We start from the raw sequence: 15,285 nt of genomic DNA on the forward strand, positions 1-15,285 counted from the left end.
GGAGGAGCGTGGCTACCGAGGCCGGACTGGTCAACCGCCTGGCGACGGCCGTGTGGCGCGGTCGGCCGGTGGCTCTCGTCCTGGGCTCCGGCGTCACCGCGCCGGCGGTACCCGACGTGGCCGGCGTGGTCGAACTGGCCGACCGGTTCGTGTCCGAGGGCATCGCCAACCCCGACCTGGCCGCGGCGCTGGCCCGGGTGCGCGCCGACCACGCCGCCCGACCGGTGGACCTGTACGCGGCCTACCGGCGCACCTTCACCGAGTGGGTGTCGCCGATGGAGTTCGACATCGTGATGCAGCAGGCCGTGCTACAGGCCCACCGGCCGCCGGCCGGCGCGGCCGCACCCGGCCGCTGGGAGCGGATCGGGTTCCAGCGCGGCGCGCAACTCGAGGCCGACCTCGCCAGTTGGGTGCTGCCGCCGGGCGTACGCGCGCTGGGCAACCTCCTGGCCCCCCGACCGGCCAGCTTCGGCCACCGCGTGCTCACCACCAACTTCGACCCGCTGATCGAGATCGCCGTCCGGCGCGCCGGCGGCCGGGCACGCAGCCTGCCGCTGCGGCGCGACGGCTCGTTGCCCGCGCCCACCGCGGAGGACGACGCGGTCACCGTGGTGCACCTGCACGGGTACTGGCGGCCGACCAGCGAGGGCGACGACCGGGCCACGCTGCACGACCCCGAGCGGCTGCGCGGCGACGTCCCGTCCCTGGCCCGCGAACTGTCCGGGCTGCTGCGCGACGAGACGATCTGCGTGGTCGGTTGCGGCGGCGGGGACGACGCGCTGGCGGCCGTCCTGCACGGACTGGCGACCGACCGGGACGTCGACGTCCTGTGGGCGCACCACGGAGCGGCCCCGGACGGGCCGGCGCCGTCGTGGTGGCCGGCCGACCCGCCCGTGCGGATCCCGGTCTACCACGACGTGGACAGCAACCGGCTCTTCCCGGAGCTGGAACGGGTGCTGCACGCCCACGCATCAGCGCCGGCACCCATCCACGCGCCGGAGCAGCCGGCCCCCGTTCCCGCGCTCCCGCCGGAACCGCCGGCCACGATCGGCGGCAGCGGGCACCGGATCCGGCACACCGGGCTGGAGCGGCTGCTGGGTGCCCGCCCGTCCGCCGACGAGCTGCTGCGCCAACTCGACCTCGAGTTCGGCTGGCGCCTGGAGGGCGGAATGCCCGACGCGCCGCCGTCGGTGCTGTACTGGCCGGTCCAGCTACGCCAACCGACCCTGATCCACACGGTGCAGGCGCTGATCGCCGCCGCGCTGTCGGCGCGCGGGATGGTGGTGCTGCTGTGCTTCGACGACCTGTCCGCCGACGTCCACCCCGACGAGCTGCGCCGGGTGATGCGCGCCGACGTGCTGCGCTGGTTCCGGCTGGTGGAGGGGGCCCGGCCGCCCATGGTGGAGTCGTTGGCGTCGTTCTGCGAGCCGGGCCGGGTCGCCCAACGGCTGCTCGACCCGGCGATGCTGGTCCGGCCGACCCACCCGTGGGCGGTCGAGCGGGACTACTACCGCCACAGCACCCTCTACGACCTGGCCCGCACGATCAAGGCCATCCCGGACGCCGACGCCGACGACGCCGACCCGGTGGCGGTGAAGACCGGCCTGACCACCACCCGGGCCGAGCGGTTGTGGAGCCCACCCGCGATCTGGGCGTACCTGCACTACCTGCTGCTCGACAACCGGGTGGAAGGGGTCGTCACGCTCGGCGGCGACGACGAGGCGACGATGTGGCGGCTGTGGCACGAGGTCTTCGCCGACCCGGTGCGCCACCTGTACAACCCCCGGATCGTGAACCTCCGTCAGGACGCCGGCATGTTGCGCTGCAACAGCTTCCAGGAGCTCAAGGAGCACCTGGACCGCACCTGCGAGCTGCCGACGTGGCGGGTGGAGGGGCACTACCTGCACTGGATCGTGCAGAACGTCCTGTTGTTGTCGCAGTATCTGCGCAACCGCCCACCGCTGTCGGTGGCGGGCCGCCCACTGGACTCCTGGCCGGCGGTCGTGCGGGCCCTCGACGCGCCGGCCGAGCGGCCGCGCGCGGTCCAGGCCATCGCCCGGGAGGTGTCCGCCCTGTTCCTCGGCGAACGGGGGTGACCCGAGGGCGTGGACTCCCGGCGGACGGGGTGACCCCGGCGGCGGGTGACGCCCACCCCGAAGGTGGCGGGCCGTTCGGGGCACCCGGTACGGGACTCCTGCCGGTCGCCCGGCGGCCGGGCGGGGACGTACCGTCAAGGCATGACGCACGAGGCGGCCGACGGCCCGGTGGCGGTGGCCGACGTGGGGTCCACCGGGGACGTGGGGCCGGCCGAGCCGGTGGTATTCGAGGAGTGCGCCCTGGCCTACGGCAGCGACCTGCTGTCCTACCTGCTCGGAGCCGGAAGCGGGCAGCCGCTGGCGGCGTGGCGGCTGGAGACCGCCGCGCAGGCCGCCTGGGACCGGTTGCGGGTGTGTCACCGGGTGCTCCAGGCTTTCGGTGAGCCGCGGCTGGCGAAGGCGTGGCTGCGCCGCGCCCACCCGCGGTTGGCCGGCCGTACGCCGGCGTGGGCCATCCGTACCGGCGACGTGGCGCTGCTGGCGGTCGTTGAGCGGGAGGCGGCGCGGCTGTCCTGACCGGTCAGGAGCCCAGCAGGCGGTCCAGGAAGTCGCGGTAGCGGTGCACGGCGGCGCGCAGCTGCTCGGTGTCGCCGGGCCCGGAGCGCCAGGTGTCGAGGTCGCTCTTGAAGGCGTTCAGTGACGTGGTCAGCGCGGCGACCGTTTCGTCGACGATCTGTTCGGCCTCGTTGGCGACCGAGTGCGGGTCGTCGATGAAGCGCAGCTGCAGCTCCCGCCATCGCTCGCGGACGGACTGGGCGTACCCGTCGCTCCACATGCCTAGCGGCGGCATGGCCGGCATGTCCCCGAACGACCCGTGACCCGGGTTGGACGTCATGTCGGCGCGCAGGCGGTCACCGGGGGCCGGCGCGGGCGGAATCGCGGGCGGTGGTTGCGGGGTGGTGACCGCGTGCAGCGGGGTGGTCCGCGGGGGCATCCGACCCTCGTCCGGTACGGCCGCCTCCTCGACCCGCGCCTCGGTGACCGGCGGCGGGTCGGCGCGGGTCGTACTCGGCCGGGCACCGCCGCTGGGACGGATGAGGACCCACGCGCCGGCAGCCAGCGCCAGGAGCACGAGAATCCAGGTGACGTATGTCGAGAGCAAGGCGTTCCTCCTTCATGGGAGGTAACCGCACGTGGTGCACCGCCAGTCCGACTCGGAACCCCTCAAATGTAACGCGACCGGCGGCGTCCACCAGTGCCACCGGCCGCTGACACCCGCCCCGGCCCATTACGGACGGTACTGATCCTACGACGTAAAGGTGAGCTCGGTGCCGGCACCGCCCCGCTCCGCCAGCCACCGCTTCGCCAGGTCGCGATAGTTGAGCGGTTCGGCCGGTCCGATGTGGTCGCCCAGCGAACCCCGTACCCGGACGATGTCGTCCGGCTCGCCCTCGAGTTCGAGGAAGTGCCCCAGCGCCGGCAACTCATCCATGCACACCACAATGGACATAGCCGGATGGCGGTACTCGCGCCGGCGTTTCTGCAGGTGCCAGACGCAGACCAGGCCCTGCCCGGCCAGTTCGGCGCGCACCTCGTCGGCCGCGGCCGCGGGCAGTTCCACCTCCAGCCGGGCGTGCGAGCCGTCCGGCAGGTAGGTGCGCGGGCCCTTGAAGCCCGCGGTCACCTGCCCGCCGACCAGCCGGAGCCGCACCACCAGGTCGGCCGCGCGCAGCAGGCCGGTGGGCGTGTCGTAGTACTCGTCGGCCTGCAACGCCACGGCTTCGCCGTGGAACCCGAGCCGGTCGAGCGCGGCGCGCACGGCCGCGCCGTCGCGGACCCGGTGCTTGCTCTCGGTCTCCACTGCCCCGGCCACGGCATCCCGCCGTTCCTGCTCGCCGCCCTCACCGCTCGTACGGGAACGGTTGGATGCTCCCATTGAGATAACGGCTTACATGTTCCACCAGATTGACGTGGCGGCGGAAGGCCCGCAGGACGTCGGCCCGGGAGTCGCCGGGTCCGGCGATGCGGAGCTTACCGCCGAACTCGCGCTCCACGTACAGGTCGCCCTGGCTGCCGATCAGCAGAACCGAGTTGGGTGCCCGGTGGGTGCCGGTCACCCGGATGTTGAGCGGCAGCCCCTCGTCCTCGGTGACCTTCACCAGCTCGGCGAGGGTGGGCAGCACGTACGGGCTGGGCCGCAGTTGCCGGTTTCGGGGCAGCGCCGCCTTGCCGGCGGGTACCACCACGTGCAGCACCCAGTTGCGAATACCGATCGCGATCAGGCCATCACGCAGCGTCCGCAGCCGGTCGATCCCTTCGTTGCCGGCGGTCACCACGGTCTGCACGGTCGCGGCGAGTCCGGCGGCGGCCACCTCGGACAGTGTGCGCAGCGCCCGCTCACCGGAGCTGGTACCCACCGGCAGATACCGCCGGTTGACCGGCCGCAGCCGGTCGTTGTCGCGCGGGTCGAGGCTGTCCAGCGAGACCCGGACGTGCACCCCGTACTCGCGCAGGAGCGGCAGCAGCGGCTCGGGGTCGCCGACGCCGGAGGTGTCGAGGACGACGGCCTTGCCGCTCGTGGCCAGGTGCCGGACCAGGATCGCCGTACGCTCGGGCCGGATCAGCGGCTCACCGCCGGTGACGACGGCGACCAGGGCGGGTACCGCCGCCGCCATCCGGACCACCCGCCACGGCTCGTCGTCGCTCTCGCCGTCCCGATAGGACTGCATCAGGTCGTCGGCGTGGCAGTACCGGCACCGGAGTGGACAATGCGCGGTCGCGAAGCAGTTCACGACGAGCGGCTCGTCAGGAGTCGGCGGTCCGTCGAAGGACCCGATCAGCGACGTGCCGTAGTGCGGCCGCTGCGGCACCTCCGGCACGCTCCGCACGATACCGACCTCGGCCAGGAACCGGGCCGTGTCGGCGTCCCGCGGCGCGACCGGGTCGCCGCGCGCGGCGACGGCCACCACCCGGGCGGCGTCACCGCCGAGGGCGAAGAAGTGGTCACGGTCCGGCACGTACGTCACCGCACCGAACCGCTCCGGACGGATGATGACCCGCGGCGCCGGCGCCAACCGCGGCGCCGGCCACGCAGGGCGTGGCGAAACCCAGACGCTCGACACACCTACTCCCCTCCCACGACCGGGTCGGTTCAGGAGGTGCGACGGCCCCTGGTGGTGTCGACGACGTTGTACCAGGCCTCTGACCGACCCGGTACAACTCGCCGAAAACCGCGTCGCCAAACGTCGGGTCAGGCGCCTACCGCGTGGTACCCGCCGTCCACGTGAACGATCTCACCCGTCGTCGCCGGGAACCAGTCCGACATGAGCGCCAGGCACGCCCGCGCCGCCGGTTCCTGGTCGGTGAGGCTCCACCCGAGCGGCGACCGGGTGGTCCAGGCGTCCTCGAACTGCTCAAATCCCGGGATGGACTTGGCGGCCATCGTCCGCAACGGACCGGCGGAGACCAGGTTGGCCCGGATGCCCTTGCCGCCGAGGTGCAGCGCCAGGTACCGGTTGGCCGACTCCAGCCCGGCCTTCGCGACCCCCATCCAGTCGTACACCGGCCACGCCTGGGTGGCGTCGAAGGTCAGCCCGACGACCGAGCCGCCGGGGCTCATCAGCGGCAGGCACGCCATGGCCAGCGACTTGTACGAGTACGTGGACACGTGCAGGGCGGTGGCGACGTCCTCCCACGGCGCGTCGAGGAACCCGCCGCCGAGGCAGCTCTGCGGCGCGTACCCGATGGAGTGCACGACGCCGTCGAGGCCGTCGACGTGCTCGCGGACCTTGTCGGCGAGGCCTTCGAGGTGCGCGGTGTTGGTGACGTCGAGCTCGATGACCGGCGCCGGCTGCGGCAGCCGCTTGGCGATGCGCTCGACGAGGGAGAGCCGGCCGAACCCGGTGAGCACGACCTCGGCGCCCTCCTCCTGGGCGATCTTCGCCACGGAGAACGCGATGGACTGGTCGGTGATGACGCCGGTGACCAGGAGGCGCTTGCCGGCGAGTAGTCCTGACATGACAAACCTTTCATTCGTGGCGGCGGATGGCTGGCGACCGGTGCCGTCAGTGCCCCATGCCCAGGCCGCCGTCGACCGGGATGACGGCCCCGCTGATGTAGCCGGCGGCGTCCCCGGCGAGCCAGGTCACCACGGCGGCGACCTCGTCAGGAGCGGCGAACCGGCCCAGCGGGATGGCCTCCCGGTAGGCCTTCTTGCGATCGTCGGGCAGTTCGGCGGTCATATCGGTCTCGACGAAACCGGGCGCCACGACGTTGGCCGTGATGTTGCGGCTGCCCAGCTCCCGGGTGATGGACCGGGCGACGCCGACCAGGCCCGCCTTGCTCGCCGCGTAATTGACCTGGCCAGGGCTGCCGTACAGGCCAACCACCGACGAGACGAAGATCATACGGCCCCACTTCGCCCGCAGCATCTTGGACGCGGCGCGCTTGGCGCACCGGAAGGCGCCGGTGAGGTTGGTGTCGACGACCCGGGTGAACTGCTCCTCGCTCATCCGCAGCAGCAACGTGTCGTCGGTGATGCCGGCGTTGGCCACGAGCACCTCGACGGGGCCGAGCTCGGCCTCGACCTTGCTGAACGCGTTGTCGACCGACTCCGCGTCGGTGATGTCGCAGACCACGCCGAACAGACCGTCCGGCGCCGTGCCGGTCCGGTGTGTCACCGCCACCCGGTCGCCCTGCACGGCGAACGCCCGCGCCACCGCGAGCCCGATACCGCGGTTACCGCCCGTGACCAGTACTGTGCGCGCCACGCCGCCCCCTCGAGTTACGTGTTGGATCGTGTTGCCCCTGGCACCGGAGACTATGTGCTACCGACCGGTACGAAGAAGTCGACGGGCCCACCCGCGTGGTGTGACACGCTCGGAACAGGTGTACGATGTGTTGCGTTTCTGGCGTGCCTTCGGCATGCCCACCGGCCCGACCCGAGGAGGTGATCGCTGTGCGAGATAGCGATCCTCCGAGTCGTGGCCGGATCCGCGTCACCATCTGACGCGCATTCCGTCGCCGCCCCACCGCGCACCCCGCCCTGGACCGGGGTGTTCGTCCACGTGGGTCACCGCCGCGCGCGGTGGCCGACGCCGGGGCGCCCGCGACATCGGCCACGGCTCTCACCGCCCCCGCCCGAGTCCGCCCGTCGTTCCACCTTCGGGAGCCGTCGATGAGCCGTTACCTCGCCCCGCTGGGCTTCACGCTCGCCACCCTCTGGGCCGCCGTCATCTTCGTCCTGGTCAGCTCCCGCTGAACCGCCCGGGCGGAGCGCCCCGCTGACCGGTACGCCCGCCGGCCGGGCGTCCGACGTACGCTCGAAAAAGCCGGCATGAGGGGGCATCGTGACCGGAATACCGTCAAACCCGGACTGGCCGTCGCTGCCGCTGTCGGAGTGGGCGGGTACCCGCGACACCCTCCAGCTGTGGACCCAGATCGTCGGGAAGGTGCGGCTGGCCCTCGAGCCGATGGTCAACCACTGGTGGCAGGTCCCGCTCTACGTGACCGCCGCGGGGCTGACCACCTCGCTCATGCCGTACCGCAACCGGGGCGTCCAGGCCACGTTCGACTTCCAGCGGCACGTGCTCGAACTGCACACCACCGACGGCAACGCCCGCACCGTGGCGCTCGCACCGAGGTCCGTCGCGGACTTCCACACCGAGGTGATGGCCGGGCTGGCCGAGCTCGACGTCCCGGTCCGGATCTGGCCGCAGCCGGTCGAGGTGCCGGTCGACGTCGCGTTCGGAGACGACACCGAACACGCCGAGTACGACTCCGGGTACGCCCACCGGTTCTGGCTGTCCCTGGTCCAGGCGCACCGCGTCTTCACCATGTTCCGCGGCCGGTACCTCGGCAAGGCCAGCCCGGTGCACTTCTTCTGGGGCGCGTTCGACCTGGCCGTGACGCGCTTCTCCGGACGGGCGGCGCCGCCCCACCCCGGCGGGATCCCGTACACCTCGGACCGGGTCACCCGGGAAGCCTACAGCCACGAGGTCAGCAGCCTCGGGTACTGGCCGGGCGGCGCCGAAGAGGGCATCTTCTACTCGTACGCCTACCCGGAGCCGGCCGGCTACCGCGACCGGCCGGTCGAACCGGCGTCCGCCGGGTACGACCCGGGCCTGCGCGAGTTCGTCCTGCCGTACGCGACCGTGCGCACCGCCCGCGACCCGGACGCCACGCTGCTGGCGTTCGCGGAGTCCACGTACGAGGCCGCGGCCGACCTCGCCGGCTGGGACCGGGTCGCCCTGGAACGGGCGAGGGCGACGGCCTGACGGCGACGCGGGCACGGTCCCGGACAGCGCGCGGACGGGGTTGCCCCCGGCGCGGGCACGGTCAGGGCAGGCGGGACGTCCACAGCAGACTCAGGCCGGCGGCGGCGAGCGCGAACAGCAACGCGGTGCCCACGTACCACTGGGTGACCTCGCGCGGCTTGGTCCGGTAGCCGATCGAGCTGCCCATGTCCTGGTACACCTTCTTCAGCTCGGCCGCCGACGCCGCCTCGTAGAAGTGGCCCTTGGTGCTCTCGGCCAGCTTCTGCAGCGACGGCCGGTCCACCGGTACCCGCTGGCTCTGCCCGTCGATCTCGATGATGCCGGTGTCGGTGCCGAACGCGATCGTCGAGACCGGTACGTCCGCCGCCGCGGCGGCCGCGGCCGCCTCCTCGATGGAGCGGCCGAACGTACGGTAACCGTCGGACAGCAGCACGATCCGGGCCGGCGGCAGTCCGCTCGCGCCGTCGGTCGGCACGCTGCGCAGCGCCTCCAGGCAGGAGAAGACCGCCTCGCCCGTGGCCGTCGACTGGGCCAGTTGCAGCCCGTCGAGGCCCTGCTGGATGGCCGTACGCTCCTTGGTCGGCGAGACCAGCACGTTGGCGGCCTTGGCGAACGCCACCAGTCCCACGTTGAACGTCGGCGGCAGGTTCCGGACGAACTCGCTGGCGGCCTGCTTCGCGGCGTCGATGCGGGTCGGCGCCACGTCGGTGGCCTCCATCGACAGTGACACGTCGATGGCGAGCATGATGGTCGCCCGTTCGAGGGGCTCCTTGGTGTCGACCGACGGCCGGGCCATTCCGGTGGCCATCGCCAGCATGGCCACCAGGAGTGCCCCGGCGGCGAGGTGCCGGCGCGGTCCGATACCGCGCGGGGCGAGGTACCGCAGCAGTTCGACGTTGGTGAAGCGCACCGCGTACGCCTTGCGGTGCACCTGGCGCCACACGTACGCGCCGGCCACCGCGAGGACCGGCAGGACGGCCAGCAGCCACCACGGCTCGAGGAAACGGATCATCGGGTGGTCCCCCTGGTACGGGCATGGCGTTGCGCGGCGACGAACCGCACGATGTCGAGGAGCCAGTCGGAGTCGGTGCGCAGCCGCAGGTGCGCGGCGCCGGCCGCCCGGATCGTGTCGGCGATGGCGGTACGCTGGGCGGCCGCCGCGGCGGCGTAGCGCTCCCGCAGCCGGCGGTCGGCGGTCTGCACCTCGTGCAGCTGGCCGCTCTCCGGCTCTACGAACGCGACCACGCCGACGTCGGGCAGCTCCAGCTCCCGTGGGTCGACGACCTCCACGGCCAGGACGTCGTGGCGCACGGCCAGCTTGCGCAGCGGCCGGCCCCACGACTCGACCGGCGACAGAAAGTCGGAGATGACGACGGCCATGCCGCGCCGGCGGGGCGGGCGGTTGAGCAGGTCGACGAGCGCGCCCAGGTCGTCACGGCCGGGCCGGACCGGGGTACGCGCGATCTGGCGCAGCAGCCCGCCCGCGTCCTTGCGGCCGGCGCGGGCGGGCAGCCGGACCCGGCTGTCGCCGGTACCGATGACGGCGCCGATGCGATTGCCACCGCGGACCGTGAGGTGCGAGATGGCGGCGGCGGCCGCGAGCACGAGGTCGCGCTTGAGGTACCGGGCGGTACCGAAGTCGAGGCTGGCCGACAGGTCGACCGCCAGCCAGGTCTCCAGCTCCCGGTCTGCGACGGTCTGCCGGACGTGCGGCAGCTGGGTACGGGCGGTCACCGGCCAGTCCATCCGGCGCACGTCGTCACCGGCCCGGTACTCCCGCGACTCTCCCGCCTCGGTGCCCGGGCCGGGCAGCAGCCCGAGGTAGTCACCCTGGAGCAGGCCGTCGAGCTTGCGGGTGATGAGCAGTTGCAGCTTGGCCAGGACCAGCTCGGCGCGGGCGTCATCGGACGCGGCACGGGCGTCATCGGACGCGGCGCGGGCGTCATCGGACGCGGCGCCGACAGCGGCGCCGGCGGCCCGGTCTCCGCTGAGCCGGCGCCGCAGCCGGCTGAGCGCCGACGGTCCGGCGGGGCTCACCGTCACTCCTCCCCTCGCCGTGATCGTGGAGACTTTTCCGTGTCAGAACACGGAAAAGTCTCCGTGATCATGGAGGGGTCCGGCAAGGTCACGCCGGCCGCCCGGGCCACGCCGGGTGCTGAGGGCCGGGCAGCGGGCCACCGACCTGCGCGCCGACCGGGCCGCTGACCGGGGCCACCACAGGGGGGCCGACCGGCGCCGCGTTCTGGCGCGGCGCGACCGTCGGCAGCGGCACGGTCCCGAGAATCCGGCCGACGACGTGGTCGGCCGGGATGTCGTCGGCCAGGGCGTCGTAGGACAGCACCAGGCGGTGGCGCAGGATGTCCGGCGCGACGTCCTGCACGTCCTGGGGCAGCGCGTAGTCGCGGCCGCGCAGCAGCGCCAGCGCACGGGTGGCGCGCACGAGGCCCAGCGAGGCGCGCGGGCTGGCGCCGTACTGGATGAACTGGGCCACGTCGGGCATGCCGTACTCGGCCGGCGACCGGGTGGCCAGCACCAACCGCACGGCGTAGTCGACCAGCGCGTTGTGCACGAACACCTCGTCCGCCTTGCGCTGCAAGCCGATCAGGTCGGCCGGGCTGAAGATGGTGGCCGGCTCCGGCGCCGCGACGCCCATCCGGTACACGATCTCGCGCTCCTCCGCGTCCGTGGGGTAGCCGACCTGGATCTTCATCAGGAACCGGTCGCGCTGCGCCTCGGGCAGCGGGTAGACGCCCTCCTGCTCGATCGGGTTCTGGGTGGCCATGACCAGGAACGGCTGCGGTACCCGGTGGGTCTCCCCGCCGATCGAGACCTGCTGCTCGGCCATGACCTCCAGCAGCGCCGACTGGACCTTGGCCGGAGCGCGGTTGATCTCATCGGCGAGCAGGAAGTTGACGAACACCGGGCCCAGTTCGACGTCGAACTTCTCGCTGGACGCCCGGTAGATCCGGGTACCCACGACGTCGGCCGGTACCAGGTCCGGGGTGAACTGGATGCGCGCGAAGGTGCCGCCCACGACCCGGGCGAGGGTCTCCACCGCCAGGGTCTTGGCGACGCCGGGTACACCCTCCAACAGGCAGTGCCCGCGGGCCAGCAGCGCGACGAACATCCGCTCGATCATCCGGTCCTGGCCGACGATGACCCGCTTGACCTCGAACAGGGCCCGCTCCAGCAGCGAGGCGTCCTGGGCGGGGGTGGTCGACGGGCCGCTGGCGGCGGCGGTCGCGTCGCTCGGTTCCGACGGGGTCGCGGGCATGGTCGGTTGGGCCACCGGTCCTCCACTGCTGCCAGACAAGCAAACGATCGCTCCCAAGCGTCGCACGAACCGGCCATCGGTCGCGCCCGGGCACCCGTACCGGCTCACTGGCCCGTCGTACGGGCGTTCGCGCGTCGGTGCGGACCCCAGGGGAAGCCGGGCGATCACAGCGGAAACTGAAGATGAGTCGGGTCCGCGGTACGGGATCACGCGGCAACGATCGATACGTCCACCGGAACCGTCCACCGGACAGCTGACACGGGTAGACAGGCGGGGGGCATTCGAGGGTACGATTCATCCGTCGCCGGGCGGCTTCCCCCGTGGTCGCCCGGCGCTCACCATCTCGTGGCTGGCAGACTGCATGTCGTGCCGCCCGACGCCGCCTCCCCCACTCCACCCGACGCGCCGATCTGCTCGGCGCCGGAGTCCCAGCCGCGCACCGCGCCGGAGTCCCAGCCCCACACCGCGCCGGAGCCCCTGATTTGCTCCGCAAAGTCGTGCCGCCAACCGGCCCGGTGGGCGTTGCGGTGGAACAATCCCCGTATCCATCCGGATGCGCGGCGCAAGACCTGGCTCGCCTGCGATGCCCATAAATCAGAACTTGCGGAGTTCTTAAGGATCAGAGGCTTTCTGCGCGAGGTCGAACCGCTGTCCTGAGCAATAGGCTCACGTCTGTGACCCAGGCCCTCGCGCTCGAACCGTGGCCGGACACAGTTGCCTGGCGACGGGTGTCCAGCCGCCTGATCCTGATCGAAGAGCTTCAGGTCGTCGTCAGCACGGTCATCGTGGTGGCCGCCAACCTGACGGCCATGCTGTTCACCCACAACCGGGTACCGCTGGTCGTCACGGCGGTGGCCGTGGTCATCGCGCTGGTACGGGCGGTCGTGGTGGTGCGGTCGGTGCGCTCGTGGCGCTACGCCGAGCGCGACGACGACCTGCTGGTCCGCCACGGGCTGTTCATCCGGACGCTGTCGATCGTGCCGTACGCGCGCATGCAGTTCGTCGACGTCACCGCCGGCCCCATGGAGCGGATGTTCGGGCTGGCCACGGTGACGATGCACACCGCGGCCGCGGCCAGCGACGCGCGGATCCCGGGTCTGCCGGCGGCCGAGGCGGCCCGGCTGCGCGACCGGCTGTCGTCACTGGGCGACACCCGATCGGAGGGGCTTTGAGCAACCGGCCGCCGATCGGAGAAGCGGTGAACGACCGGCCACCGATCGGGACGATGCTCGCCGGTGACGGACCGTTCACCGGCACCGGGGACGCGCCGGTCAGCGGCTTCCGCGCCACCGGGACCGCTACGTCCACCGAGGCCGCCACGTGCACCGAGACCATCGCGTCCACCGAGACCACTGAGACCACCGAGGCCACCGCGCCCACCGAGACCACCGAGACCACCGAGGCCACCGCGTCCACCGAGGCCACCGCGTTCACCGAGGTCGCGGCCGCACCGGTCGAGCCGCGTCACCGCCTGCACCCGGTCACCCCGGTGCTGCGCGGCCTGCGGGTCCTGGCGGTCGTCATCGCGATCTTCTCCTGGCAGGGCTACCAGGAGCTGGGTCCGCGGCGCTGGGCGCTCGCCGCCGCCGGGGTACTGGTCGCCGCGCTCACCGTGGCGGCCGTCAGCTGGTTCACCACCGGCTACCAGATCCACGGCCGGGAACTGCGGATCTCCGAGGGGCTGCTGTGGCGGCGGACCCGCGCGATCCCCCTGGAGCGGCTACAGACCGTCGACGTCGTCCGCCCCCTGCTGGCCCGCCTGACCGGCGTGGCCGAGCTGCGACTGGAGGTCGTCGGGGCGGCCCGGGCCGAGGCGCCGCTGGCCTACCTCAGCCAGCCGGTCGCCGTCCGGCTGCGCGAGCACCTGCTGTCGCTGGCCGGCGGGCACGGCCGGGTTCGTCCCGGCGAGCGACCCGCCGACCGGCTGGTGTACCGCGGCGCCAACAGCCGGGTCCTGCTGGCCCAACTGCTCACCCCGCACACCTGGTTCGTGCCGGTGGCGCTGGCCCTGGCCGTGCTGCCGTACCAGCACCAGCAGCGCTGGAACCTGGTCGCCGTCGGGAGCCTGCTCACCGCCGTCGCCGGCGTCGTACAGGTGCCGGTGCGCCGCGTCGTCGACGACTGGCACTTTCGCATCCGCGAGGACGCCGCCGGCCTGCGCCTGCACCACGGCCTGCTGAGTACCCGCAGCCAGACCGTGCCCCGCCAGCGCATCCAGGCGGTCGGGGTGACCTGGCCGCTGATGTGGCGCCCGCTGGGCTGGCTCCGGGCCCGCATGGACGTGGCCGGCTTCAGCGCGCGCGACCGGGAGGCGAACACCCACGGCGGGATGCTGGTACCGGTGGCCGACCGCGCCACCGCGTACCCGGTCCTGGCCGAGGTGCTGGGCGCGAACCTGTCTGCGCCGCCGGTCACGCCGGCGCCCCGGCGGGCCCGCTGGCTCGCCCCGCTGCGCTACCGGCGGCTCGCCGCCGGGCACGACCGGGACCTCGTGTACGCCCGGGACGGCTGGCTGGTCGAGCGTCTCGTTATCGTCCCGCTGGCGCGCACGCAGAGCGTACGGGTGATGCAGGGGCCGGTGCAGCGACTGCTGCGGCTGGCCGACGTACACGTCGACACGGCCGGCCGGATGCACGTCGTCGCCGAGCACCGCGACGCCGCGGAGGCCTACGCGTTGGCGGCGACCCTCGCGGAGTCCGCCCGGGCGGCCCGGGCCCGCGAGATGGGCGCCCACCACCGCTCGACCAGTGCGGCGACGGCGTAGACCAGCCCGACGTACAGCCAGCCCATGAACACGTCGATCATGTAGTGCTCACCGCTGTAGACCAGGGTGAACGTCATCGCCAGCGGGTACGCCAGCAGCAGCGGCCACCAGCGGCGGCGTACCCGCGGCAGGAAGAACACCACCACCAGCAGCGCGAACGCGGTGTGCAGGGAGGGCATCGCGGCGACCGGGTTGGACGAGTACTGGCCTGCGTTGATCACGTTGCCCGCGCCGTGCAGTCCGATCGCGTCCCAGGCCCGGGTGGACCCCCGGGAGACCGGCTCGATCAACCCGTACCTGCCGGCCCACCACGGCGGTGCGGCCGGGTACAGGAAGTAGGTCGCCAGCCCGGCGGCCGACAGCAGGATCCACCGGAGGACGAACGCCACCCACCGCACCCGGTCGCGCAGCCACAGCACCACCGCCACCACCGGCGTGACCACGAAGTGGGAGAAGTACACCCAGCTGGCGCCCACGTCCCACCAGTGGATGCCGTCCGGGTCGTACAGGTGGCGCTGTAGCCACAGCGTCGGTACGCTTCCCCCGGTCAGCCATCCGAACATGCCACGGTCGGCGGCGACCATTTCCATCGCGTGCGGGACGACGCCCTGGTCGGCGAAGCCGCGCGAGAGGTTGTAGACCTGCAACAGCACCACGATCGCGCACCAGTCCCGGGCGAACCGCAGGTGGATCCGCCAGGGGCGGTCGATGCGCCAGGCGATCGTCGCCGCCCACAGCCACCCGAACGTCAGGATCGGGTCGGTCAGCGGCAGGCCGAGCAGCAGCCACCAGGCGGTGAACGCGACGGCCCACACCGCCATCGCCGTGAGGCGGCGCCGGCCGACCGGTGGTCGGGGGGTACCGGAATCGGCCGGCGCGGACGGGTCGGGGCGGATCGTGAGCGTCATCGCCCCACAGGCTAGCCGGGCCGGACCA

General features: G+C 72.7%; 15 protein-coding genes. 6 read left to right on the forward strand and 9 right to left on the reverse strand.

Annotated elements, in window-relative coordinates:
• Nucleotides 1–8: 8 nt before the first annotated feature.
• Nucleotides 9–2,096, forward strand: a complete 2,088-nt coding sequence (locus ACNTMW_RS03915; protein WP_426631948.1) for an SIR2 family protein — start codon at nt 9–11, stop codon at nt 2,094–2,096.
• A 141-nt stretch (nt 2,097–2,237) separates the two neighbouring features.
• Nucleotides 2,238–2,612, forward strand: coding sequence for an antitoxin Xre/MbcA/ParS toxin-binding domain-containing protein (locus tag ACNTMW_RS03920; protein WP_426631949.1), 375 nt, complete (start codon nt 2,238–2,240; stop codon nt 2,610–2,612).
• A gap of 4 nt (nt 2,613–2,616) precedes the next feature.
• Here the strand turns inward: ACNTMW_RS03920 and ACNTMW_RS03925 are convergent, their stop codons facing one another.
• The 5 genes from ACNTMW_RS03925 to fabG form a co-directional block, all read right to left on the reverse strand.
• On the reverse strand, nt 2,617–3,198 hold the full coding sequence (locus ACNTMW_RS03925; protein WP_426631950.1) for a hypothetical protein: 582 nt from the start codon (nt 3,196–3,198) through the stop codon (nt 2,617–2,619).
• A gap of 144 nt (nt 3,199–3,342) precedes the next feature.
• The gene (locus tag ACNTMW_RS03930; protein ID WP_426631951.1) at nt 3,343–3,909 is read right to left on the reverse strand and encodes a class IV adenylate cyclase; all 567 of its coding nucleotides are present in this window, start codon (nt 3,907–3,909) and stop codon (nt 3,343–3,345) included.
• A 28-nt stretch (nt 3,910–3,937) separates the two neighbouring features.
• Nucleotides 3,938–5,062, reverse strand: coding sequence for a radical SAM protein (locus tag ACNTMW_RS03935; RefSeq protein WP_426631952.1), 1,125 nt, complete (start codon nt 5,060–5,062; stop codon nt 3,938–3,940).
• 224 nt (nt 5,063–5,286) lie between these two features.
• Entirely contained in the window at nt 5,287–6,054 is a 768-nt protein-coding gene (gene fabI, locus ACNTMW_RS03940) for an enoyl-ACP reductase FabI (protein ID WP_426631953.1), read from the reverse strand.
• Between the two features lie 46 nt (nt 6,055–6,100).
• The gene (gene fabG / locus ACNTMW_RS03945) at nt 6,101–6,805 is read right to left on the reverse strand and encodes a 3-oxoacyl-ACP reductase FabG (RefSeq protein WP_426631954.1); all 705 of its coding nucleotides are present in this window, start codon (nt 6,803–6,805) and stop codon (nt 6,101–6,103) included.
• A 317-nt stretch (nt 6,806–7,122) separates the two neighbouring features.
• On the opposite strand from fabG, the gene ACNTMW_RS03950 reads away from it, so the two are divergent.
• Nucleotides 7,123–7,296, forward strand: a complete 174-nt coding sequence (locus ACNTMW_RS03950; protein ID WP_426631955.1) for a hypothetical protein — start codon at nt 7,123–7,125, stop codon at nt 7,294–7,296.
• Nucleotides 7,297–7,384: 88 nt separating this feature from the next.
• Complete coding sequence (locus tag ACNTMW_RS03955) at nt 7,385–8,311, forward strand: DUF5996 family protein (RefSeq protein WP_426631956.1); 927 nt, start codon at nt 7,385–7,387, stop codon at nt 8,309–8,311.
• A gap of 61 nt (nt 8,312–8,372) precedes the next feature.
• On the opposite strand, the gene ACNTMW_RS03960 is transcribed toward ACNTMW_RS03955, so the two are convergent.
• The 3 genes from ACNTMW_RS03960 to ACNTMW_RS03970 form a co-directional block, all read right to left on the reverse strand.
• A complete protein-coding gene (locus ACNTMW_RS03960; protein WP_426631957.1) occupies nt 8,373–9,323 on the reverse strand; it encodes a VWA domain-containing protein in 951 nt (316 codons plus the stop codon).
• On the reverse strand, nt 9,320–10,315 hold the full coding sequence (locus tag ACNTMW_RS03965) for a DUF58 domain-containing protein (protein ID WP_426632137.1): 996 nt from the start codon (nt 10,313–10,315) through the stop codon (nt 9,320–9,322). The genes ACNTMW_RS03960 and ACNTMW_RS03965 overlap by 4 nt, the downstream gene beginning before the upstream one ends.
• Nucleotides 10,316–10,436: 121 nt before the next feature.
• Nucleotides 10,437–11,585, reverse strand: a complete 1,149-nt coding sequence (locus ACNTMW_RS03970) for an AAA family ATPase (protein ID WP_426632138.1) — start codon at nt 11,583–11,585, stop codon at nt 10,437–10,439.
• 674 nt (nt 11,586–12,259) lie between these two features.
• Here ACNTMW_RS03970 and ACNTMW_RS03975 point away from each other — a divergent pair.
• Together ACNTMW_RS03975 and ACNTMW_RS03980 are read left to right on the forward strand one after the other, a co-directional pair.
• Nucleotides 12,260–12,757, forward strand: a complete 498-nt coding sequence (locus tag ACNTMW_RS03975) for a PH domain-containing protein (RefSeq protein WP_426631958.1) — start codon at nt 12,260–12,262, stop codon at nt 12,755–12,757.
• Between the two features lie 26 nt (nt 12,758–12,783).
• Nucleotides 12,784–14,349: a PH domain-containing protein gene (locus ACNTMW_RS03980; RefSeq protein WP_426631959.1), complete on the forward strand. Its 1,566-nt coding sequence runs from the start codon at nt 12,784–12,786 to the stop codon at nt 14,347–14,349.
• Here the strand turns inward: ACNTMW_RS03980 and ACNTMW_RS03985 are convergent.
• Nucleotides 14,253–15,257 carry a phosphatase PAP2 family protein gene (locus ACNTMW_RS03985; protein ID WP_426631960.1) on the reverse strand — a complete coding sequence of 335 codons (1,005 nt, stop codon included), beginning with the start codon at nt 15,255–15,257 and terminating at the stop codon, nt 14,253–14,255. The two genes, ACNTMW_RS03980 and ACNTMW_RS03985, sit on opposite strands and share 97 nt — an antisense overlap.
• Nucleotides 15,258–15,285 lie beyond the last annotated feature (28 nt).

The sequence above is a fragment of the Planosporangium spinosum genome (assembly GCF_049999945.1).
Classification (GTDB): Bacteria; Actinomycetota; Actinomycetes; order Mycobacteriales; family Micromonosporaceae; genus Planosporangium; species Planosporangium spinosum.

Bases quoted from the DNA above. Each gene is read 5' to 3' on its own strand.
- ACNTMW_RS03920 (WP_426631949.1), top strand. From the start codon at position 2,238: ATGACGCACGAGGCGGCCGACGGCCCGGTGGCGGTGGCCGACGTGGGG.
- fabI (WP_426631953.1), bottom strand. From the start codon at position 6,054: ATGTCAGGACTACTCGCCGGCAAGCGCCTCCTGGTCACCGGCGTCATC.
- ACNTMW_RS03960 (WP_426631957.1), bottom strand. From the start codon at position 9,323: ATGATCCGTTTCCTCGAGCCGTGGTGGCTGCTGGCCGTCCTGCCGGTC.
- ACNTMW_RS03970 (WP_426632138.1), bottom strand. From the start codon at position 11,585: ATGCCCGCGACCCCGTCGGAACCGAGCGACGCGACCGCCGCCGCCAGC.
- ACNTMW_RS03985 (WP_426631960.1), bottom strand. From the start codon at position 15,257: ATGACGCTCACGATCCGCCCCGACCCGTCCGCGCCGGCCGATTCCGGT.